This is a genomic window from Rothia sp. HMSC066G02 (assembly GCF_001813145.1).
Lineage (GTDB): Bacteria > Actinomycetota > Actinomycetes > Actinomycetales > Micrococcaceae > Rothia.
In genome coordinates, this window is the sequence record NZ_KV811593.1 from 14,963 (window position 1) to 38,771 (window position 23,809).

The following is a 23,809-nucleotide window of genomic DNA, read 5'->3' on the forward strand; positions in this document are numbered from 1 at the left end:
GACTAGAAAATCACAGCACGTCCAGGCCGTCACAGCGAATCTGAACCGGGCGCTCCCCCACGTTCTTCTTCAACGCCGCAATCGTTGCACGCGTAGCACGCAACTCACGGGTCACCTGCTGCGCAATGCCATACGAGAAAAACATCAGGGTACGCCAATCGCCCTGAACCGGCGCCTCCTCAGAATCCTCCTCAAGAGACTCCGACCAGGCAAAATACCCCTGATCCAGAGGAACCGGACCCACAATACGCAACTGCTCACGCACCCGCTCCGGCAACGCAGAAGAGCCCAAGAACTCCTCCATGAAGGCGCGAACATCCGCCTCCGCACCGGTCACCGCAGCCGTACGAACCGCCGGAGGCAGACCCGTCTGAGCGCGCTCCTCCAGCTCCCGGCGAGCAAACCACGCCGGATCCCAACGCACCAGCGCCTGCTCCACCGGCGACGGCGAAGCAGTCGTCACCACCGTGCCCTCAAGAGCCGCCGGACGAACCAACGCCGCCGCGTTCAGCCAGCGACGCAACGCCGCCTCCGGGGCACGCAACGAATCAAAACGAAGCATCTTATCAGCGTCCAAAAGAAGCGCCGCCGCATAGCCGCCAAAAGCCACCGGCTCAGCACCCGGAGTCGCCACCACCAACGCAGGCTCAGGACCAACCGACGCCCGCACATGGTCACCCGCCGAAGAAATCACCGGAACATTCGGGAACGCACGACCCAACTCCTCAGCAGTACGAGTCGCACCCGCCGCCGAATAACGCCAATGCGTAAAACCGCACTCAGAACAACGCCACTGCTGCGCCAAATGGCCGCACCACGAACACGACGGAACCGACGAACCCGAAGCCACCGACAAAGGTCCGCTACACTCGCCACAACGCGCCGGCATGCGGCAACGCTCACACGAAAACGACGGAATATAACCGCTACGCGCCACCTGCACCAACACAGGACCACGCGCCAACGCCCGACGAGCATGCTCAAACGCCAGGTGCGGAATACGCGCCATCGCCGCCAACGGGTCACGCGCCAACTCAAACTCCGAACCCGTCGAAAAAATACGCGGCGAAAAATCGCGCACCAGCGCACGCGGCGCACGCACATGAGACGCCCAGCGGGTACGCACCAGACGCGCCGCTTCACTACTCATGCTGAACCCGGCAAACAGCGCCGCAGTATTCTCAGCAGAAGCACGCAGAAGCAACACATCACGGGCATGACAGTACGGGGCGCGCTGCTCCACCAGCGAAGAATCGCCGTCATCCCAACACACCACCAGGCCCAGGTTCGCCACCGGCGCGTAGGCCGCCGCGCGAGTACCAATCACCACCGGCACCTGCCCCAAGCGCGCCTTCACAAAACCGTGATAGCGAGTATGCGGAGTCGAATCAGAACTCAAACGCACAAACGAGTCAGCCGGCAGACGCTCGGCGAGCGCCGCCTCCAGAAGATCCAGGTTCTTAGCGGTCGGAACCACCGCAATAGCGCCGCGACCACTGGCAGCAGCAGCCGCGAGTGCGGTCGCCAAAACATCCGCCCACGTGTGCTCCAGGTGGCCGGGAAGAACCGTCATCACGGCGCGGGTCGCGGCACCGGCGGCAACATCTTCAATGAACTCCGCGCCGTTCTCGTAATCGGAGAAGACGGAGGCGGCATCCGGCGCGTCCGGGTTCAGCGTCGGCGGGTCCAGCACGAAGGGTGCGGGCGCGCCGGGGGTGGCAAGCCAAGCGTACGGGTCGGCAGTGCTGGAGGCGGCGGAGACGGCATCAGGCTCAGATTCCGCACACTCAGGTTCCGCGATTTCGGGAGCGTTTTCCTGCGACTTCTCCCCCGCGCTCGCCGGGGTCATCTCGGGAGTGTTCTCCGGGGTGTTCTCGGGGGTATTGGAAGTACTTACCGGGGCAGAATCACCCAAATACGCCGACTCGTAACCCGGCAGAAGAGGCGCGTACTTCTTATCCAGGGCGGCAATGCGCGGCGGCACAGCCAGGCGCAACACGTTCGCCACCGTGGAGGCGTAACGGTCGGCAAGCGCCTCAGCAAGCGCAAAAATTTCGGGCGCAACAGACGGCACACGCGACAGCACCGACTTGATCGGCAACAGCGAGGTACGCGTCCAATCGGTCGTGGCGGCGCGCTCCTCAATGTAACCGGTCAGCTCGTGACCGTTGAACAGCACGCGCACGCGGGCGCCGGGCACCGCATCCTCACTCAGCTCGGCGGGCACACGATAATCAAACGTGCGGTCCACCTGCGGCAGGGTGCTATCCACGCGCACACGCGCCACAGGGTTCGGCACGCCGCTCGCCTCCAACTCGGCGGCAACGTTTACCGGCTCCGGGGCAGCCGGAATCAGGGCATCACGAAGAGCAGGAAATCCCTGCAACAGGTCAAGCTGTTGCAGGGATTCCTGCTGGGCACCCAACGGTGCCGAAGAGTTCGATTCAGAACTGCTCTGAGTCACCCGAATCTGCGTGCTCCTCTACCCTGACAGATATTAGGAGGAGGACACTGCCGAACGCAGTGCATCCACGCGGTTCAGGCGCTCCCAGGTGAATTCCGGCTCGGTACGACCGAAGTGGCCGTGAGCTGCGGTCTTCTTGTAAATCGGGCGGCGCAGATCCAGTTCGTTAATGATTGCCAGCGGGCGCAGGTCGAAGACCTCACGCACAGCCTTCTCAATCTTGATCGGGTCGACCTTCTCGGTGCCGAAGGTTTCAACGTACAGACCGACCGGCGCTGCCTGGCCGATAGCGTACGCAACCTGAACCTCGGCGCGGTCGGCAAGACCGGCACCCACAATGTTCTTCGCAACCCAACGCATTGCGTACGCTGCGGAACGGTCCACCTTCGACGGGTCCTTACCGGAGAACGCGCCACCACCGTGACGAGCCGAACCGCCGTAGGTGTCCACAATGATCTTGCGGCCGGTCAGGCCCGCGTCACCCACGGGGCCACCCTGAACGAAGCGGCCAGCGGGGTTCACAATGAACTTGGCGTTGGAGGAATCCAGCTCGACGCTACCCAGAACCGGCGCGATAACGTGCTTCTCAATGTCTGCACGCAGGTCAGCCAGGTCGTAGCTTGCGGTGTGCTGGCTCGAAACAACCACGGTATCCACGGAGACAGGCACGTTGTTCGAATCGTAGCCGAGGGTCACCTGAGTCTTGCCGTCGGGGCGCAGCTCGGTCAGCAGGCCGTCCTTACGGACCTTGGTCAGACGCTCAGAGAGGCGGTGCGCCAGCCAAATCGGGGCGGGCATCAGCACGTTGGTCTCGTTGGATGCGTAACCGAACATGATGCCCTGGTCGCCCGCACCCTGGCGGTCGTACTCGTCAGCAGCAATGCCCTGACGAACCTCGAGGGACTCGTACACGCCGGCGTTAATGTCCGGGGACTGCTCGCCAATGGACACGGACACGCCGCAGAACTCACCGTCGAAGCCGCGGGTAGAGGAATCGTAGCCGATACCCAGAATGGTCTCGCGCACGATGGAGGGGATTTCGACGTAGCTGGAGGTGGTCACCTCACCAGCAACATGCACCTGACCGGTGGTTACCATGGTCTCCACAGCAACGTTCGCTGCGGGATCCTGGGCAATAATGCCGTCAAGGATGGCGTCAGAAATCTGGTCACAAATCTTATCGGGGTGGCCTTCAGTCACCGACTCGCTGGTGAATAGGCGCAGATGGTTATTACTCACGGTTTCCACTCTACTGGTTGAGGGCGCGCGAAGATAGCGCGCTCGTAATGATGACGGTTTCCTTCAATTATGACACGTTTGTTAAGCGCCATTACGAGGCGGGGTGCTGCGTTCACACCCCGGGCGGGCCTTCACTCAGCGCCAGCCAGAGGATTAGGTCAGCGCCGCCAGAATCTTCTGAGCCAACGCCGGACCAATACCCGGCACCGCCGTCAGCTCCTCGGCGCTCGCCTGCTTAATCTGAGCCACCGACCCGAAGTGCTTAATCAGCGCGGCACGCTTCACCTCGCCCAAACCGGGCACCTCATCCAGGGCGGAGGCGACCATCGCCTTACCGCGCTTGGAACGGTGGAAGGTGATAGCGAAACGGTGCGCCTCATCGCGGATGCGCTGCACCAGGTACAGCGCCTGCGAAGTACGCGGTAGTACGACCGGGTAGTCGTCGTCCGGTAGCCACAGTTCCTCCAGGCGCTTAGCGATGCCGGCAACGTACACATCCGTAATGCCCAAATCGCTCAACGCGGCGGAGGCGGCAGCCACCTGAGGCGGGCCGCCGTCCACGAGCACCAGGTTCGGCGGGTAGGCGAACTTCGCCGGCTCGGGCGTGGAGGCGTCAATCTCGCCGGAGTGCACGGGGGCTGCTTCGCGCTCCGCCTGCTGCGCCAGATGCCTCTTGAATCGGCGGGTGATGACGTCGTACATACTGGCGGTATCGTCACGCGCGGCGTCGCCGGTAATGCTGTAGGTGCGGTAGGCGTTCTTTGCGGGCATGCCGTCCTCAAAGACAACCATGGAGGCGACCACGTTCGTGCCCTGCACATGCGAAATGTCGTAGCACTCGATGCGCAGCAGCGGGTCCGGTAGTTCCAGCGCTTCCTGCAGCTCCACGAGGGAGGCGCTACGGGTGGTCAAATCACCGGCACGGCGGCTCTTGTGCAGGGTCAGCGACTGGCGCGCATTCTCGGCGACCGTCTTCATGAGCTCTGCCTTGTCGCCGCGCTGCGGGACGCTAATCTCCACGGGCCCGCCGCGCACCTCCGCCAGCCAGGACGCCAGCTGCTCCTTATTCTCGGGCTCCACCGGCACGAGCACGGAACGCGGAATATCGTAGCTGTTCAGGCTCTTCTCGGCGTCCTTCTGGGAGGCGAGGCTCGCCGCAATATCGCTGTACACCTGCGCGATCAGCTGCTCGATGAGCTGCGCGTCGGTGCTGTCGTTGACCTTCTCCACAATCCAGCCGCGCTGGCCACGAATCCTGCCGCCGCGCACGAAGAACACCTGAACGGACGCCTCCAGGTCGTCCTCCGCGTAGGCGAATAGGTCGGCATCCACGGTCGCGCCAAGCACCACGGCGTTACGCTCAAACGCCTTAGTCAGCGCGGCAATATCGTCACGAAGAATCGCGGCGCGCTCAAAGTCCATATCAGCTGCGGCGGCTTTCATTTCCGCGGTCAACTGGGCGATATGCTTCTCAGCGCCACCACCCATAAACCGGGTCAGCCCGCGCGCCAACTTGCGGTGCTCCTCGGCGCTAATCTTGCCCACGCACGGCGCCGCGCACTTATCGATATAGCCGAGTAGGCACGGCCGGCCGCTATTCTTTGCGCGGTTAAACACGCCGTTCGTGCAGGTACGCACCGGGAAGACGCGCAGCAGCGCATCCAGGGTTTCACGAATCGCCCACGCCTGCGAATACGGGCCAAAATAGCGCACGCCCTTACGGCGCTCGCCGCGGGTCACCATGGCGCGCGGGTACACGTCATTGACGGTAATCGCCAGGTACGGGTACGACTTATCGTCGCGGAACGCAATGTTGAAGCGCGGCGAAAACTCCTTAATCCAGGTGTATTCGAGCTGCAGGGACTCCATCTCGCTCGCCACCACGGTCCACTCAACGCTCGCCGCCGTATGCACCATCGCGTAGGTCTTCGGGCTCAGCGTCTGCGGGGACGCAAAATAGTTGTTGAGGCGGTTGCGCAGGTTCTTCGCCTTACCCACGTAGATGACGCGGCCGTCGGCATCGCGGAAACGGTAAACACCCGGGTCGGTGGGGATTTCGCCGGGGGCGGGGCGGTAGCTGGAAGGCTCTGCCATGGGTACTTTCTCCTCGCTCTACTGGGCTTTCTACTGGACTTTCTGCGGGGTTGCCGCTGCTGGGGCTACCGGGGGCATCCCAGGCTCGCGCATACGACAAACCGCGCATCCTACACCCATCTCCCCCATAACGCGGGGGTCGGTGCGTGAATGCGCGGTTTAAGTCTACGCGGTATAGGCGGCGAGTGCCCTAGCCTGCGTCACGTGCGGCTGAGGGCGAAACGTTGTACTCATGCTTTCGCGCCTGACCGGACAGCTGAGCAATCTCATCCATGATCGTGTCGGTGGTGACGCGGCGCTGCTTGCCGGTCATCTTCTCACCGGTCTTCTCAAAGTAAAGCGGCTTGCCCACACGAATCGTGAAGCGGCGCGGGTAAATCATGTTCGAGCCGGGCTTCTGCAGGCGGTCGGTGCCAATCAGACCGACCGGAACCACGGGCGCGCCGGTCATGTGCGCCAGCCACGCCACACCAATCTTGCCGCGGTACAGGTAGCCGTCGCGGGAGCGGGTGCCCTCGGGGTAAATGCCGAAGACCTTACCCTCCTGTAGCTTCTCCAGGGCAATGTCGAGTGCCTTGAGCGATTCGGAACGGTCGGAGCGGTTCACGGGAATGATGTCCACGGCTTCGAAGAATGCCTTCATCATCTTGCCGCGCGGGCCGGGGGTATTCACGTACTCAGCCTTGGCGAGGAACGCCACGCGGCGCGGCATCATGGCAGAAATAATGATGGAGTCCAGGAAGGACAGGTGGTTGGAGGCGACAATCACCGGGCCGGTGGCGGGGAAGTTTTCGAGTCCGGTCACGCGGGCGCGGAAGACGGTGCGCAGGATTCCGGTGACTGCTTTCTGGGTGGATTTGTAGAGAAGCACGTGAACTCTCCTGAGGTGCCGATAGATTGCGGGCTGTGGTGGCGGGCTGCCGTGGGTGCGGGGTGAGTGGCCCCTTCTGAGGGTACACCGTGTGGGTGCACAGAATCTGTACTGAAAAAATTTGTACTGTGTTTAGTAGTACCGAGTTTTATTATTCCACACCCGAGTGTAGGAACGTGAGGGGTGCCGCATTCCCCTTCCACATGCTGGGATGCGCCTCCCACCAATAATTCCGGCAAGATTTCCGGTAGAAGCTCAAGTAGAAGCCCGAGTAGGAACCCGAGTAAGAGTCCTGATTGAGGGAGCCTGCATAGCTTCCGCCCTATGTCCCCCCGTTACAGGCGGAAAAGCGGCACGGAAGCTAAGGATTCAACCTCAACGTAACATTCGAACTTTTTTGCCTTGTAACTGTGGCTTTTATGCCTGAATACGCCTGTCATATTGTGACGATACGTCAGCAAAGTTTCGTAAATACGCATTTAATATGCAAAAATGAGAGCAGGGTGGGCTGTCGCACCTCCCTCAAGGACGATTCACCCTGAACATAGTGAGCCGCCCCTCCAGCGGATGTGCGTCGGAACCACTCCACCTACACAATCCACGCACACTGGAGACATACACTATGGCTACAAAACCCGTCTCGCGTGCGCAGGCAGCAAAGATTGCCCGCCGCTCAGACACGGTCGGTGCCTATGCCGGAAAAGGCTGGGTACAGGCTGTTGCGTTTGTGATGCTCCTGGGCTTCACCATCATGGCAGTCCTTGCAATGCGCACCTACGCACTCTCCATGCCGCTCCCCGACAAAATCGTCGGCAACGACGGCAAAACTATCGCAACCCAAGAACAGATTCTGCACGGTCAGGAACTGTTCCAGGGACGCGGCCTGCAGCAGTACGGATCCGTCCTCGGCCACGGTGCTTACCTCGGCCCCGACTACACTGCAGAATACCTGCGCCTGACCACCGATGCTGCCGTCAAGGAGTACCGTGAACAGGGCAAGCAGGACCCCCGCGAGCTCGTCAAGAACGAGTGGCGCAAGGAGAACAAGTACGACGAGCAGACTAAGACCATCACCTGGTCCGCTGGTGAGACCAAGGGCTACCAGCTCATGCTCAAGCACTACCGTGAAACCCTCATGAAGGGTGACACCTCGCAGGGCCTGTTCCCCAACGCCATTAAGAACGACGAAGAACTGCACGACATCGTCGCATTCTTCGGCTGGACCGCATGGGCATCGGCGGCAGACCGCCCCGACCAGCCCTACTCCTACACCAACAACTGGCCCTCCGAACCCAACGTGGACAACAAGCCCACCGCGGATTTGATGGTCTGGTCGGCACTCTCCCTGATTGCCCTCATCGGTGGTACCGGTCTGATGTTCGCCATCTACGGCCGCTGGTCCCGCGCTATCGGCTGGCACGCGGAAGAGGCACCCGTCCTCGACTTCCGTCAGCCCGACGAAGTTCGCCTGACCCCCTCGCAGAAGGCAGCCTGCCTGCTCTTCGCAACGATCCTGGTGCTGTTCCTGCTGCAGGCTCTGGTGGGTGCGCTCACCGAGCACTACCGTGAAGAACTCACCGGATTCTTCGGTATCGACATGGGCCAGTTGCTGCCCTACACGGTATCTCGAACCTGGCACCTTCAGCTCTCCCTCTTCTGGACCGCAGGCGCGTTCCTGGCGGGCGGTATCTTCATCGCCCCGCTGATTACCCGCCGCGAACCCAAGAAGCAGGGCCTGCTCACCTACGTTCTCATCGGCGCCGTGGTCTTCGTGGTCCTCGGCTCGCTGCTGAACGAATGGTTCTCTCAGAAGGGCCTCATCCCCAAGGAATTCACCGGCTTCTTCTCGCAGCAGTGGGAGTTCCTGGACCTGCCGCGATTCTTCCAGATCCTGCTCACCGCGGGTATGTTCATCTGGATTGTCATCGTCTGGCGTACCCTCTCCGCTCGCCTGAAGGGCTCGAAGAAGACCTCCCTGCCGTGGCTGTTCCTCTTCTCCGGCCTCGCTATCCCCATGTTCTACGCGGTCGGCCTGCTCGCAGGTCAGCGTACTCACGTGACCGTCGCCGAATTCTGGCGATTCTGGGTGGTTCACCTCTGGGTGGAGGACTTCCTCGAACTTTTCACCACCGTCATGGTGGCGTACATCTTCGTGCTGCTCGGTGTGGTCCGCGAGCGCATCGCGATCTCCATCATCATGATGGACGCTGTGCTCTACTCCGTCGGTGGTGTGATCGGTACTCTGCACCACACCTACTTCGTCGGTACCCCCTCCGAACAGATGGCATTCGGTGCGTTCTTCTCGGCTGCTGAGGTTATCCCGCTGACCTTCCTGACCGTTGAGGCGTGGGGCTTCATGCAGCTGGGTGCTCGCCAGTACTCCAACCGCACCAAGCCTTTCCCGCACCGTTGGGCTGTTATGTTCCTGATTGCTGTGGGCTTCTGGAACTTCCTCGGCGCAGGTGTGTTCGGCTTCCTCATCAACCTGCCGATTGTGTCCTACTTCGAGATTGGTACGGCACTGACCGCAAACCACGCACACGCCTCCATGATGGGTGTGTACGGTATGCTCGCGATTGCGTTCGCGGTGTTTGGTCTGCGCTACCTGCTCCCGGAGAACAAGTGGCCGGAGAAGGGTCTGAAGTTCTCCTTCTGGACTCTGAACATTGGTCTGCTGTGGATGTCCTTCATCTCGCTGCTGCCGCTGGGTATTGCTCAGCTGTACAAGTCCGTGGGTGAGGGCTACTACGAGGCTCGTTCCTTCGCGTTCATTCACGACGGTGCTTCCGCCGTGATGGGTTGGATGCGTATGCCCGGTGACGTGATCTTCCTGGTCGGCATCATCCCGCTGATTAAGCTGGCGCTGCTGGGTATCAAGGAGATTTTCTCCAAGAACGCTAAGGAAACCGTCCTGGAGCTGCCCGAACCGCCGCTGTACGAGGTGGTTGAGGACGCTCGCATCGCAGAGTTCGCCGGCGCTCAGGCTGCCGAGGAGCTGCCCGAGCAGACCAGCCCCTACCGTAGCGATCGTCGAGGCTAACCATGCCTGAGCAGATTGCTGGAGTTTCTTTCCTCGTGTGGCTGGCCTGCGTGTACGCGCTCGGTCTGGTCGCCGTGGGTTGGGGCTTCGATATTCTCGCCAAGCGCACCAGCCAGCGCATGGTGGCGGCGCGAACCTTCGGGTTCACCTACCACCAAGAGAGCGACGCGTGGCTCTGCCCCGAAGACCAGTGGCTGTGGGCGACCGCATTCGACTCGGATAACCGAGTGATGCGTTACCGCGCCAAGCCCAGCGTGTGCAACACCTGCCCGATTAAGGACAGCTGCACCGTCTCGGCGAACGGCCGCGAGCTCACCCGCGAAGTGGATGAATGGCCCTACTCCGAGTCGGGTCGTTTCCACCGCGGGCTGGCGGTTGCCGTGTCGCTGCTGGGCGTGGTCATGCTGATTGGTGCCGCTATCGTCTGGCACTCCCCGCTGGAGCTTCTGGTGGAGGGTGCCGCCGCGGTGGTCTGCCTGTCGCTGACCTACCCGCTGGCCGTGAAGCTCATGCGTTCCCCCGCGAACTTCGAGAACGATCCGAAGCATATTCACGCATCCACCGCTGACGAATCGGTGAACGTGAAGATGGACCGTTTCGCGGCGAAGTGGGGTGGCGTGTCGAATGAGCGTAAGCGCCGTACCGAGCAGACCCGCAAGCAGATGATTGCGGAGGCAACCCTGCCGGTTCGTACCTCTGCCCTCGACCCGGACCGCCCCGCATGGAGCGGTACCGGCACCTCGGTTAAGCGACTGCACAAGACCACGAATGAGGTCCTGCAGGAGCAGAACCTGGCTGAGGTTGAGGCTGCCGAAAAACTGGCAGAGCAGATGGCGAAGAAGTAGCGCTGCACAAGTTTTTCCGTTCCGGCGGCTGACCGGTCGATTGGTCCCGTCTGTTAGCTTCGGCGGCCACCCCGTGTGGAATTCTCTTTTATTCCTCTTTTGAGTTTTCCATGCGGGGTGCCGCTAAAGCACCGACCGCCGCGAGGTACGCCGGGACGGAAAATTCCCCTCCCAAAACTCCCCCACACACAGCCCGGTACCGGGCACCCCCTACTACCTGCACCGTACGAGGCGCGGGCAGGTGGGCACACATACCGTCCTCCCCCAATATTTGTGAAGGAAAACCATGGATCCCGTCACTCTGGCAACTATCCTCATCCCAGTTGCCGTCATTGTTCTTTTTATTCTGATTCGTATGTTCCGCGTCATCCCCGAATACGAGCGTGGCATCTCTTTCCGCTTCGGTCACCTGCGTTCGGAGCTGAAGCCCGGCCTGAACGTCGTCTTCCCCCTCGTTGATTCCCTGCAGCGCGTTGATATGCGTGTTATCACCCTGACCATTCCCCCGCAGGAAGTCATCACCAAGGACAACGTTCCCGCCCGCGTGAACGCCGTGGTCCTCTTCCGCGTGACCAACGCCAAGAACGCGGTGCTTGAGGTTGAGAACTACCCGATTGCCACCAGCCAGATCGCGCAGACCACCCTGCGTTCCCTGCTCGGTCGCGTTGACCTGGACACCCTGCTCGCACACCGCGAGGACCTGAACGAGGACCTGCGTTCCATCATCGGTTCGCGCACCGAGCCGTGGGGTATTCAGGTGGAGCTCGTCGAAATCAAGGACGTTGAGATTCCCGAGGCTATGCAGCGCGCCATGGCTCGCGAGGCTGAGGCTGAGCGTGAGCGCCGCGCAAAGATCATTTCGGCACGCGGTGAGCTGGAGGCTTCCAGCGAGCTGAAGGAAGCATCCGACATTCTGAGCCAGTCCCCCGCCTCCCTGCAGCTGCGTTACCTGCAGACCCTGCTGGAGCTGGGTGCCGACCAGAACTCGACCGTGGTCTTCCCGCTGCCCATGGACGTGATTGGCCCGCTCATGGGTGCGCTCAAGGGCGAGAGCAAGTAGGCTACTCCCCTTCCCTGATGTACTAGCCTGAAGTACTAGCCGCGGCGGCTGACCCGCAACGGTGAGAAACATAGAAATATCCCGTGCAGATGAGAGTATCTGCACGGGATATTTCTATACGGGATTTACACTCCATGCCTTCAAGCGGAGCCCCGAAGCCCGGGAGGAAAGCGTTTGGCCCGCCGGGGGGGGGTGGATGAGGTGGTTGCGGCGGGCCAAACTGGTCGGTTACACGCCGTAGAGGTGCGGGCGCGGCAGGTACATCAGCCAGTTGGGTGAGGGCCGGAATCCTGCCGCAAACGGTTTTCACCGACGCCTTAAGCATAACCGGCACAACCACCGAACCGTCGGTAGCTTGAGTGAAGCATCAATCACCCATCTCACGCCATGCCGGGGCGGTATTCAGCCCAAAAATCGGCGCCTATCATCTAGCGCAGCGCCCGGCAAACTAACGCAATGCTCGGTGCGCCTGGTCAAAGAACTCACGCTCGTACACGCACGCCGACAGGTACGCCCGCGCCGCGCGCACACGCTGAGCCGGTGAAGCCGTCTCAAACGCACGCTCCACCTCCGCGAGGCTACGCGCCACCTCCGCGGCGAACTCTTCGCCACCGTACATGCTCAACCACTCCGCGTACGGGTGGTCCGCATGATTCTGCGAGGAGAGCACAGCGCCCACCTCTTCGTACAGCCAGTAGCAGGGCAAGATAGCGGCGGCACCGACCACGTAATCATCACCGGCAGCGGAGGCACGCAGGAAATTCGTGTACCCCATCGTAATCGGTGAGGGCCCACCCAGACGCGCACGGTTCGCCAGCCAGCCCTCGTGCAGCTGCGATTCGGCGGCAATCGCCTCGTGCGCACCGGCGGCCCAGTGCACCTGCGCCTCAGCGGTGTCAGCACGCGCCGAGAGAGTCGCGAGCGCACGCGAATAATCCCGCAGGTAGAGGGCGTCCTGGTCCAGGTAGAAGGCGAACAGGTCCTCGTCGAGGGTGCCATCACCGAGGGCACGCACGAAGGGCAGGTCCAGGATCTGGTGCCAGGTTTCGCCACCGGCTGCCCAGAGGGCGGCGGTCCAGGGTCCGGCGGGCTTTACGACGGCTTCACCGGCGGGCACGGGGCTGACCGGCAGCAGACGCTCCGGGCTGGTGCCGTCCAGAGTATTGCCCTCAGAGTCGGTGGTGGCGAGCAGGTGATGCCACGGGTACGCGGAGGCGGCAGCCTCCAGACGGCGGGCACGGGCGGCGTGGTCCACCGGGCCGTGGCCCTCACCGGAGCCGACCTGCAGACCGGCACCTGCGGCGATGGATTCGTGGAGCCAGCGGGTGCTCCACTGCAGGGCGCGGTGGGTGTCTTCGCTGGTCAGAACGCTCTGCTCTGCGGTGTACTCTGCGGCTTCAGTGTGTTCTGCGGCTTCGGTGTGCTGGAGCAGTTCCACGCCCAGGCGGGTTGCCAGCGAAGAGGACAGGGAGCATCCGGTGCCGTGCGTATTACGGCTGTCCAGGCGCGGGGTGCGCACGTGCGCGCAGGTGCCGTCCGGGAAGACCGCGGTGTTACCGGCGTCCTGACCGCACAGGTGGCCGCCCTTCACAATCACGGTGGTTCCGGTCGCCGCCGCAAGGTTTGCCGCCTGCTCATGCGCCTCATCAAAGGTCTGGGCGGGCTCCTTCTGGCAGAGCACGGCAAGCTCCGGGATGTTCGGGGTAATCACGTCCACGAGCGGCACGAGGTCACGTAGCGCCTGCTCCGCTTCAGCCTGCAGCAGGCGGTCACCGCTGGAGGCAATCATGACCGGGTCGAGCACGACCACGGGCACGGGGTGCTCGCTCAGCCAGGTGCGGACGGTACGAATCGTGTCCGCGTCGCCGAGCATGCCGATTTTCACGGCATCCACCGTGACGTCATCAAAAACGGCGGCAAGCTGAGCGGTCAAAAACTCCAGGGGCGGGGTGAATACTTCACGAACCCCACAGGTGTTCTGAGCGACCAGCGAGGTGGTCACGCACATGCCGTAACCGCCGGATGCGGTAATGGATTTGAGGTCCGCCTGAATGCCCGCACCGCCGGAGGGGTCGGTTCCCGCAATGGAGAGAACCCTCGGCACCCGAGCTGCCTGAGGTACCTGAGCTGTCTGCGGTGCCCGGGGGTTTCCGGAGGCGCTCGCGCCGGGTACAGGGTTGGTGGGGGTGGTGGGTGCGCACGAGGGCGCGGTAGGCTGCTCTGCCATTATCGATAATCCCTTCGCTAGTTCGAACTAGAGCAGGTTCAATGGGTGATTCTCTCAGCCTTGAGTTTTCTTACGCCGTTTCGTGAGCCCGCTGTGCCGTAGCTCTTCGCTGTGCCGTAGCCCTTCGTTGGGCGGTCAGTTGGGCGGGTTAGCGGGTCGCAGTCGTCTCAAGGCACCCCATATCGCTCTGCCAGGTTATCACAATGATTCTTAGTAACTGAAAGTTTTGCGGGTGACAAGTGAATCTCTCCGAAATTTTCGTTTGAGTCTTGCGTTGCTACAAGGGCTCCCCGCCGCCGATTTCAGCGCACCCTTGTACGGAAACCACCCGTTAAACACGTAGTGCCCGGCACCGCTTCACACGGTACCGGGCACTATCAGCCGGGCACTATCAGCCGGGTTTAGGTCAGGGCGAAAATCTCTGCCGGTGAACCCTCCGCAATGATCCTACCCTCGTGCAGCAGGACCGCGCGGTCAGCCAGCGAGGCGATACGCGCATCGTGCGAAATGATCAGCACCGCACGGTTCGCCAGCACGGCGCTCAGGGACTCGGTTGCGTCCGCGAGCTCCAGCTGGGTGGTGGACTCGTCCAGAATCACGGCGTGCGGGTCAGCAAGCACAATACGTGCCAGCGCCAGCTGCTGAATCTGGTCGCGGGTCAGCGGCGAATCCGCGCCGCTCACGACAGTATCCATGCCCTGCGGCAGGTCGCGCCACCAGCGGGCACCGATAGCGTCCAGTGCCTCGCCCATCTGCTCGACGGTTGCATCCGGCACGACCACCGTAAAGTTATCGGCGAGAGTACCGAAGAAGACGTGCGCTTCCTGGGTGCAGACCAGCAGGCGCGGGCGGCCATCGGCGGCGGCATCGGTCGGGAAGTCGCCGTGACCGACCGGGCGGCCCATCACGGTGATGGTGCCTTCCAGGGCGGTCAGCGAACCACCAATCAGACGAGCCAGGGTGGTCTTACCCGAACCGGAACGACCCACCAGGGCAAGTGCCTCACCGCGGCGAATCTTCAGGTTGATACCTTCCAGAACGAGGGCGTCCGGCGAGTAGCCGTAGGAGACGTCGGTGCAGTCAATGGCGTACTCCGGGTTCTTCACGGCTTCATCAGATACGGCGGCGAACGCTTCGGCACGGTGCTGTGCACGCGCCTCACGCTGCTTCTTCGCCAGGGAGACCACACCGAACACACGACCCATGTTCACCAGCATGATGCGCAGGCTGCTGACGTGGTGGTTCAGCATGTCGGCGAGGACTCGCAGGCTGAAAACCATGACCGAGGCGGTCGCCACGGCGCCCCAGCTTGCCCAGCCGAGAGCCACGCAGGCGGCACCCCAGAGCATACACAGAATCGTGGGGATCCAGGCGTTGATAGCGTCCACGGTGAAGTACAGCTGGCGGATGCGCACCATGCCCAGCTGCGCGGCGAACTGGCGCTTGTTCTCACCGGCGAAGGCGTCTTCGCGGGCGGTGTGAACGCCCAGCTCACGGATCGTGGAGGTGCCGCGAATGTTCTCGGTCAGCACACTGTTGAGGTCACTCACGCGCTCCTGGGCGGTCTGGTTGCGTGCCGCCATGAGCGGCAGCATCTTCGACATGATGAGGGCAAGACCGGCAATCATGGGTAGCATGATCAGACCCATTGCCGGGCTCACGAACGCCAGGGAGATGGTGGAGATAATGAAGTACAGCACCACGTAAATCGCGCCGAGCAGGTCCTCACTGACGGACTTCGCCGCCGAGGAGAGGTCGTCGGTCACGCGGGTGAGCAGGTCGCCACTACCGGCTTCTTCCACGGTGCGTGCATCCAGGTCGAGGGTGCCGTCAAGGGTATCCTGGTTGGCGTCACGGGTGACGAGCGCACCCAGTCGCGCCGCACTGTACGAGGAGACCATGAGGGTTATCGCCTGCACGATGAATGCCGCCAGGATAATCAGAATCGGCTGCCACGGGTAGCTGGAGAACTTGCCCGCCACCACGTCGTCCACGGTGGCACCAATCTGCAGGGGCACCACCGCACCCATGAGGGTGCTGACCATGTAGATGACGAAGGTGTAGAGGGCTCGCCCCTTATGCGCCGCGAGGTAGTTCCACATGCGGCGTGCTACGTAGGCGGGGCTTTCGATGGGGAGCTGCTTTGCCATGCTAGTTCACCTCCTGATTCTGAGTGGTTTCGGTCTGAACAGTTTCAGACTGAGCGGTTTCCGGGTAGCCGTCGCGTTCCATGCGGCGGGTCGTCTCCGCGGTCGTGGAGACAACGTAGACCTGCTCCAAATCCTGCAGCAGGCCGGGGTAGCCGACGGGCAGGCGGTCGCTACCAATCTGGGTTTCCATCGCATCGTAGATGTAGCGCTGGCTGGGTTCGTCCACGGAGTTCAGCGGCTCGGTCAGGATAAGCACCTGCGCGTCCTGTGCGAGTGCGCGGGCGAGTGCCAGACGCTGACGCTGACCACCGGAGAGGTTCGCGCCTTCGCTGGTGATGCGGGCGGCGAAGTAGTCTTCGGGGTTGCGTCCACCCAGTCGGTAGGCGATTTCGCGGGAGTCGGTAATCTTCAGCAGTTCCTCATCCTTTGCCTGTGCCAGCTCCTCGTCGGGGTTCGGCACGGTGCCCAGGCGCAGGTGCTCCTGCAGGGTTCCAGCGAAGATCATGGGGTTGGGTTCGCTCAGTAGCACGCGGCGGCCGGTTGCGTCCTTGAGGTCCTCTCCCCCGCGTCGCAGGGTGCGGGCGAGCGCCTCGGCGTAGTCTTGCGCGGTGAGGTTGTAGTCGCGCGGGTTGACGTACACGATGCGCGGGTTGCTTGCACCGGCGGGGGCGACGGGTACGGGCACCTCGAGGGTGCTCGCCTCGACTGCCTGTTCGGCGCGTGCCAGCTGCGCCATTTCTTCGTCGGTGCGCGGGCTCTTCAGCACGCCCTGGCGTACGCCCGCGTGACCTTCGAGGCGGGCGACCTTGGCGAGCGCAATCTTGGCGTATCGCCATGCGGTGAGGAAGTTCTGGGTAATCCAGATGGGGCCGCCCATCATCGCGATAATGGAGGCGACGGTCACCAGGGACGCGGCGGGTGTGTCGGATACCCAGCGGCCGTTTTCGACGTGGCCGGTGAGGGCAAAGCCGATGCCGAGCAGGGTCACGGCACCGCCGAGCAGCGCGCGGATGAGGAACATCCAGCGGTGCGTCTTTTCGTAGCGCATGTAGCTGTCGAAAACTTCGTCGGTGCCGCGGTGGTAGCGTTCACGCATCTGCTCTTCGGCGCCGAGGCCGGCGATGGTGCGCAGACCGGTGGCGATGTCGGAGGCGCGTGAGGAGGCTTCGCCGTCCTTTTCGCGGTATTCGCCGATCTTGGATTCGAGGAAGGTCGAGTACCAGGCGATCACACCGACCACGATGAGCGTGCCGATGAGGGTCACGATCGCGGTGACGGGGTTGATGAGCCAGAGCTGCACGGCACCGAGGGTCGCGATAATCATGGCGTTGACGAATAGCGGCAACGAGAAGTAGACGTCCGTAATGCGGCGTACGTCTTTGTTCATGACGGTGACCGCTTCGCCGGAGTCTACGCCAGTGCGGGTGCGCCCCATGAGCCGGTTGATGTAGATGCGCCAGTCGCGGCTAAGTTCCGCGCTGAGGGTCATGGAGGTGCCCCAGCCGAAGAACTCGTTGATCACGATGAAGGTGATGGCTGCGACGACCACCCAGAACATGGGCCAGGCGTCGGGGGCTTTGCCGGCGATGTGCTGGTTGATGAATTGACCCACCATGACGGGGATAAGAATCGCACCGGTACCCGCGGTGGTTTCACCCAGGACGGGGATTGCCCAGCGGTGCCAGGGGTATTTGTATCCGGGTGCGGTGACGCGCAGGGCGAGGCGCTTTTTGAGGGCTTCCTCTTCTGCCTTGCGCTGTTCGCTACCGGTTACTTCCTGTGCAGCTTTTTTCTGCGCAGTTTTCTTCTGAGCGGCTTTTTCCTGCGTGGTTTTGTTATGCATGGATTCTTCATGCGTAGCTTCTTCACGCGCGGCGTTTTCTTGTGCCTTGTCAGCGTTGTATTCAGTCATTCAACGTCTCTCCTTTCTCTTACCCTATTCCTTTATCAATGTGGCACGCAACACTATTTGCATCATAGGTGGGCGTGTCGTTATTTATGCAACGTATTTTGGGGCGTGTATCGACCGCACAGTATGGTCCGGCATCAATCGGCGGACTTGAACCTAGGCGGTAATTTATGCGGCATGGAACCCTGCGGTGTGAGGCTCTGCAGTGTGGAGCCCTATGCCTTTGACCTTCTGAGCGCCAGGTTGTGCATCACTGCATCTAAAACGCTTTATTCCACCCTACCTGAACTTTAGGTTTTCCCGCATTAGAGCACGCGACTTTGCACCTATGCCGAGTTGTTCCCTCGTAACGATAACGCCCCCGCACCCGCGCTATTCCCGATAGACTGGAATCCTCATGAGTATTTTGAATTTTCTTTCTCCCTCGCTGGGTGAGAATCCCGGCGACTACAATCGACGCGATTTTAAGGGCAACCCCCTCACTGCCGAAGAAATCTATGAATCCTTCACCGAGTGGATTTCGACCCGCGGCATGACCCTGTACCCCGCTCAGGACGAGGCCGTTCTGAGTATTGCCGCCGGACATAACGTGGTGCTGGCAACCCCGACCGGTTCGGGTAAGTCCACTGTGGCTGTTGCCGCGCATTTTACGGGCCTGGCGACCGGTCAGCGCTCCTACTACACCGCCCCCATTAAGGCGCTGGTGTCTGAGAAGTTCTTCGACCTGATCAATATTTTTGGTGCCGAGAACGTGGGCATGATTACCGGTGACTCCGCCATTAATACGGAGGCGCCGATTATCTGCTGCACCGCGGAGATTCTCGCCAATATTGCCCTGCGCGAGGGTAAGGATGCGGACCTGTGCCAGGTCATCATGGACGAGTTCCACTTCTACTCTGACCCGCAGCGCGGTTGGGCGTGGCAGCTTCCCCTGCTGGAGCTTCCGCAGGCGCAGTTCCTGCTGATGAGCGCGACCCTGGGCGATACGACTCGCTTCCAGGAGGAGATGACGGCGCTGACCGGTCGTGAGAGTGACCTGGTGGCTCATTCCGAGCGCCCCATCCCCCTGCACTTCTACTACTCCACCACCCCGGTTCAGGAGACCGTGCAGGAGCTCGTGCAGACCAAGCAGACCCCGGTCTACATTGTGCACTTCTCGCAGAAGGCAGCGCTGGAGCAGGCGAACGCGCTGCTGTCGGTGGCTATTGCTTCGAAGGAAGATAAGGAACGCATCGCCGAGCTGATTGCTAAGTTCCGTTTCGGTCCGGGCTTCGGTAAGGCACTGAATAAGCTGGTGCGTGCCGGCATCGGTATTCACCACGCGGGTATGCTGCCCAAGTACCGCCGCCTCGTGGAGCAGCTGGCTCAGGAGGGTCTGCTCAAGGTGATTTGCGGTACCGACACCCTGGGTGTGGGTATTAACGTGCCGATTCGTACCGTGCTGATTACGGCGCTGTCGAAGTTTGATGGTGCCCGCAGCCGCCGTCTGCGTGCCCGCGAGTTCCACCAGATTGCTGGACGCGCAGGCCGCGCCGGTTTTGATACCGCCGGCACCGTGGTGGTTCAGGCACCCGAGCACGATATTGAGAACGCTCGCCTGCTGGCTAAAGCTCAGGCGAAGTTCGGTGACGACACCAAGCGCATTAACCAGTCGCTGTCCTCCAAGCGTAAGAAGGCGCCGGAAGGCTTCGTTGGCTGGTCCGAGAAGACCTTCGACCAGCTGGTAGAAGCCGCCCCGGAGCCGCTGACCTCCTCCTTCGACATCACCCATTCGATGCTGCTGAACCTGATGCACCGCCCGGAGAACCCGGTCATTGCCGCGTACCGCATCATTCAGGAGAACCACGAGAGCCCCGCGCGCCGCCGCGAGCTGCTGCGCAAGGCAATCGGCATCTACAAGGAGCTGCTGACCGGCGGCGTGATTGAGCGAACCAACACCCCGGACGAGCACGGCTCCTACCTGCGCCTGACCGAGGACCTGCAGGATAACTTTGCCCTGAACCAGCCACTGTCCGCTTTTGCGGTCGCCGCGCTGGAACTGCTCGACCCCGAATCCCCCAGCTACGCACTGGACGCGCTCTCCCTCATTGAGGCGACCCTGGATTCGCCGAACCAGGTGCTGTACGCGCAGGAACGCAAGGCGAAGAACGAACTGTCGGCACAGCTGAAGGCGGACGGTGTGGACTACACCGAACGCATGAACGAGCTGGACAAGGTCACCTACCCGCAGCCCCTGGCGGAGCTCATCGATCAGGCGTACACGACCTACAAGCAGTCCGCACCCTGGGTGGCTCGTTTTGAACCGCGCCCCAAGTCGATTGTGCGTGACATGTACGAACGCGCAATGGGCTTCAACGACTTCGTGCAGTTCTACTCGCTGGAACGCGCCGAGGGCGTGCTTCTGCGCTACCTTTCCGACGCGTACAAGGCACTGCGACACACCATCCCCGATTCTGCCGTGACTGACGAGCTCGACGACATCATCGAGTGGCTCGGCGAGCTGGTACGCCAGACCGACTCCTCCCTGGTGGACGAATGGGAGAAGCTGGCTGCCGGCGAAGACACCGCAACCATTGCGGCCGAGCACGCCTCCATCGAGGAGGAAGAGCCTCCCGCCGTGACGCAGAACCTGCGTGCCTTCCGCGTGATGGTGCGCAACGCCCTCTTCCGCCGTGTGGAGCTCTTCGCTGACGAGCGTGACCGCGCCCTGGGCGCCCTGGACGAGTGGTGCGGCTGGGATGCCGACCGCTGGGCGGACGCCATGGACGACTACTTCGACACCTACGACGATATCTACACGGACGCCGACGCGCGCTCGCCTCGCCTGGTCAGCATGGACGAGGACACCGCCGCTCACCCGGGCGTATGGAAGGTTCAGCAGAGCTTCGCCGACCCCGAAGATAACTTTGACTTCGGTATTCGTGCCGAGGTTGATTTGGCGGCCTCCGATGAGGCGGGCTACCCGGTGCTGAAGATTCTGAGCGTGGGCGAGTTCTAAGGCTCCAATTGAGACTCCGATTGAGACTCCGCCCGGGCTCTGCCCAGATGTTGCCCATAGTGGGCTAGAATACAGAGTATCTATCTATTTGAATGAAAGAAGGTTCACCGTTGACCGTTTCTTCGCTTCCCAAGGTTGAGTACCGCAAGGGTTCGGTCGTCAAGCACGACGGCTACGAGATTACCGACCACTGGTTCCAGGTTCCCCTGACCCACGGTCTGATTTTCTCCAAGGGCAAGGATGCCGCTCTCTCCTCCCGTTTCGCGGACCAGACCATCACCGTGTTCGCCCGCGAGGTAGTGAACACCAGCGAGACCCTGACCGTCCCGGCTGATAAGCGCCCCTACATCGTGTACCTGCAGGGTGGCCCCGGCTTCGGTTCCCCGAAGACCGGCTCTATTGGCGGCTGGATTGCTGAGCTGGCGAAGACTCACCGCGTGGTTCTTCTGGATCAGCGCGGTACCGGCATGTCTTCCCCGCTGTCTGCTCGCAACATCACCGCTGTGGGTGACGCGCAGGTTCAGGCTGAGTACACTGAGCTGTTCCGTGCGGACTCCATCATCGCTGACGCGGAGGCTGTCCGCGAGGTGCTGCTGGCTGACCGTGCCGACAAGCGCTGGTCCACCATTGGTCAGTCCTTCGGTGGCTTCCTGACCCTGTCCTACCTGTCGTTCGCACCCCAGTCGCTGCGTGACTGCCGCATCACTGCGGGTCTGGCGCCGATTCGTACCTCCGTAGATAACGTCTACCAGCACACCTTCGACCGCATGAAGGAACGTGTTGAGGAGTACTACAGCTGGTTCCCCGAGGACGCTGAGCTCGCGACCCGCATTGCTGAGCACCTGCGCACCCACAAGGAGTACCTGCCCACCGGTGAGCGTCTGACCGATCACCGCTTCCAGATGGCCGGTCATTTCCTGGGTGGCCGCTGGCGCGAGCGCGGTCTGCACTACTTCCTGGAGAACGCATTCGCCGAGGGTAACGATCACCTCTCCGATCAGTTCCTGACCGCTATGGGTGCTGAGGTGACCTTCCAGGCGAACCCGCTGTACGCCCTGATGCACGAGACCATTTACGCTGACGGCCCCTCCGACGGCGTTCTGCCCGGCATCCCCGGCTACACCATCTCTCCCTCGCCCGCTCCGACCAACTGGTCTGCTGCTCGCGTGGCGGCTTCCCGCCCCGAGTTCGCACCGGATGCGGACCGTCTGCTCTTCACCGGCGAGCACATCTTCCCCTGGTACTACGAGGAGGATCCCTCGCTGCGTCCGCTGGCTGAGGTTGCAAACCTGCTGGCTGAGAAGAAGGACTGGGGTCGCCTGTACGACCACGCACAGCTGCACAAGAACGAGGTTCCCGTGGTGGCTGCGGCGTACAACCCGGACGTGTACGTGGACTTTGAGCACTCCATGGAGACCGCTCGCTGGGTCGGCAACACTCAGGTGTGGACCTCGAAGACCCACCACCACGACGGTTTCGGTTCTGACTCGCTGACCATTCTGGGTCACCTGAAGAACATGCTGGCTGAGGTTCACAACCAGTAATTCTTCGCCGGGTAGTCATTCTGCCCCGGGTATATCCCCGAATATATTTTGATACAGCGAAAGCCCCTCACCCCGGTTGATCCGGTGTGAGGGGCTTTCGTGTGAGCGCTTAGCCTGGTGAGGCCGCAGGCTCAGTAACTCAAACTACTTCGAGGAGGAAGAATGCGCATCCTGTGCGGTGCGGGCACGCATCACGAGGGCGTGGTATTCGTCTTCCTTCTCGATCAGCTCGTCACGCAGCTTGGCGGGAATGGCGTTGAGCTTCTCGGTTTCCTTCTGCCAGCGGGCGGTGATGTCCGCACGCTCGGCGGCGGATGCATCCTCGGGCAGTGCCAGGTACTTCTCGGAGAGCGCCTGAACACGCTGGATGGTCTGCAGCGCGCGGCCCTTGGGGCTGAGCAGCGAGGCAAGCACCGTAATGATGAGGACGCCCACGATGACCATCAGCGACATTTCGGTGGTAATCTCCACAACGTGCACGGGCTCGCCGTGGTTAATGAACGGCAGGTTGTTCTCGTGCATTGCGTGCAGGATCAGCTTCACGCCAATGAACGCAAGGATGGTCGCCAGGCCGTAGGAGAGGTAGACGAGGCGGTCCAGCAGGCCGTCAATGAGGAAGTACAGCTGGCGCAGACCCATGAGGGAGAACGCGGTCGCGGTGAACACAATGTAGACGGACTGGGTGAGGCCGAAGATCGCGGGGATCGAGTCGAGCGCGAAGAGCAGGTCGGAACCGGCGATAGCGACCATGACGAGCATCATGGGGGTCATGACGCGCTTGCCGTTTTCGATGGTGAAGAGCTTGTCACCGTCGAAGTGGTCGCTGGTCTTCAGGTACTTCTTGGCGAGGCGGACCATGATGTTGTCGGCTTCGTCATCGCCGTCGCCTTCGGTGATTTCGTCCTTGAGCAGGTTACCTGCGGTCATGAGCAGGACCAGGCCGAAGATGTAGAACACCCAGGCGAAGGAGTTGATGATCGCTGCGCCGGCGAAGATGAAGGAGCCGCGCGCCAGGATCGCGAAGACGATACCGAAGAGCAGGACCTTCTGCTGATTCTCACGGGCGACACGGAAGGTGCCCATAATGATCATGAAGACGAAGAGGTTATCGACCGAGAGAGCTTCTTCGGTGATGTAGCCTGCGTAGAATTCGGTGGCGGCGGAGGGGCCGTTCGTCACGAAAATATACAGACCAAACAGCAGCGCGATGCCGATGTAAATACTCGACCAGATGGCCGCTTCCTTGACGGTGGGTTCGTGCGCCTTACGAACGTGGAACACGAAATCGAAGGCCAACAGACCCGCGATGATGAGAATAGTAACCAACCATTGCAACCCGGTAACTTCCATGGGGAGCCTTTCTTGTGG

13 protein-coding genes and 1 riboswitch are annotated in these 23,809 nt (G+C 61.8%); of the genes, 5 read left to right on the top strand and 8 right to left on the bottom strand.

Annotated elements, in window-relative coordinates; all coding sequences use genetic code 11:
- Window positions 1-10: 10 nt before the first annotated feature.
- The 4 genes from HMPREF2894_RS04610 to HMPREF2894_RS04625 form a co-directional block, all read right to left on the bottom strand.
- Window positions 11-2,464 carry a primosomal protein N' family DNA-binding protein gene (locus HMPREF2894_RS04610; RefSeq protein ID WP_070678017.1) on the bottom strand — a complete coding sequence of 818 codons (2,454 nt, stop codon included), beginning with the start codon at window positions 2,462-2,464 and terminating at the stop codon, window positions 11-13.
- A 33-nt stretch (window positions 2,465-2,497) separates the two neighbouring features.
- Window positions 2,498-3,703, bottom strand: coding sequence for a methionine adenosyltransferase (gene metK, locus HMPREF2894_RS04615; RefSeq protein WP_005506182.1), 1,206 nt, complete (start codon window positions 3,701-3,703; stop codon window positions 2,498-2,500).
- Window positions 3,704-3,856: 153 nt separating this feature from the next.
- Complete coding sequence (uvrC, locus tag HMPREF2894_RS04620; RefSeq protein ID WP_012903611.1) at window positions 3,857-5,797, bottom strand: excinuclease ABC subunit UvrC; 1,941 nt, start codon at window positions 5,795-5,797, stop codon at window positions 3,857-3,859.
- Window positions 5,798-5,987: 190 nt separating this feature from the next.
- Window positions 5,988-6,668: a lysophospholipid acyltransferase family protein gene (locus HMPREF2894_RS04625; RefSeq protein WP_044150489.1), complete on the bottom strand. Its 681-nt coding sequence runs from the start codon at window positions 6,666-6,668 to the stop codon at window positions 5,988-5,990.
- A gap of 622 nt (window positions 6,669-7,290) precedes the next feature.
- On the opposite strand from HMPREF2894_RS04625, the gene HMPREF2894_RS04630 reads away from it, so the two are divergent.
- From HMPREF2894_RS04630 to HMPREF2894_RS04640, 3 genes are all read left to right on the top strand, one after another.
- Window positions 7,291-9,708 carry a nitric-oxide reductase large subunit gene (locus HMPREF2894_RS04630; protein ID WP_070678019.1) on the top strand — a complete coding sequence of 806 codons (2,418 nt, stop codon included), beginning with the start codon at window positions 7,291-7,293 and terminating at the stop codon, window positions 9,706-9,708.
- 2 nt (window positions 9,709-9,710) lie between these two features.
- Window positions 9,711-10,553, top strand: coding sequence for a transposase (locus tag HMPREF2894_RS04635; RefSeq protein ID WP_070635270.1), 843 nt, complete (start codon window positions 9,711-9,713; stop codon window positions 10,551-10,553).
- A gap of 286 nt (window positions 10,554-10,839) precedes the next feature.
- Entirely contained in the window at window positions 10,840-11,613 is a 774-nt protein-coding gene (locus tag HMPREF2894_RS04640) for a slipin family protein (protein WP_070678021.1), read from the top strand.
- Between the two features lie 448 nt (window positions 11,614-12,061).
- Here the strand turns inward: HMPREF2894_RS04640 and HMPREF2894_RS04645 are convergent, their stop codons facing one another.
- From HMPREF2894_RS04645 to HMPREF2894_RS04655, 3 genes are all read right to left on the bottom strand, one after another.
- Window positions 12,062-13,840, bottom strand: a complete 1,779-nt coding sequence (locus HMPREF2894_RS04645; protein ID WP_246827017.1) for a bifunctional hydroxymethylpyrimidine kinase/phosphomethylpyrimidine kinase — start codon at window positions 13,838-13,840, stop codon at window positions 12,062-12,064.
- Window positions 13,832-14,030: riboswitch (TPP riboswitch) on the bottom strand. Its footprint overlaps the gene before it by 9 nt.
- 211 nt (window positions 14,031-14,241) lie before the next feature.
- Window positions 14,242-15,990, bottom strand: coding sequence for an ABC transporter ATP-binding protein (locus HMPREF2894_RS04650; RefSeq protein ID WP_049349734.1), 1,749 nt, complete (start codon window positions 15,988-15,990; stop codon window positions 14,242-14,244).
- A 1-nt stretch (window position 15,991) separates the two neighbouring features.
- Window positions 15,992-17,902 carry an ABC transporter transmembrane domain-containing protein gene (locus HMPREF2894_RS04655; protein ID WP_070678023.1) on the bottom strand — a complete coding sequence of 637 codons (1,911 nt, stop codon included), beginning with the start codon at window positions 17,900-17,902 and terminating at the stop codon, window positions 15,992-15,994.
- Between the two features lie 394 nt (window positions 17,903-18,296).
- On the opposite strand from HMPREF2894_RS04655, the gene HMPREF2894_RS04660 reads away from it, so the two are divergent.
- Window positions 18,297-20,897 carry a DEAD/DEAH box helicase gene (locus HMPREF2894_RS04660; RefSeq protein ID WP_070678026.1) on the top strand — a complete coding sequence of 867 codons (2,601 nt, stop codon included), beginning with the start codon at window positions 18,297-18,299 and terminating at the stop codon, window positions 20,895-20,897.
- Window positions 20,898-20,989: 92 nt separating this feature from the next.
- The gene (locus tag HMPREF2894_RS04665; RefSeq protein WP_070678027.1) at window positions 20,990-22,441 is read left to right on the top strand and encodes an alpha/beta fold hydrolase; all 1,452 of its coding nucleotides are present in this window, start codon (window positions 20,990-20,992) and stop codon (window positions 22,439-22,441) included.
- A gap of 144 nt (window positions 22,442-22,585) precedes the next feature.
- Here the strand turns inward: HMPREF2894_RS04665 and HMPREF2894_RS04670 are convergent, their stop codons facing one another.
- A complete protein-coding gene (locus tag HMPREF2894_RS04670; protein WP_070678028.1) occupies window positions 22,586-23,791 on the bottom strand; it encodes a TerC family protein in 1,206 nt (401 codons plus the stop codon).
- Window positions 23,792-23,809 lie beyond the last annotated feature (18 nt).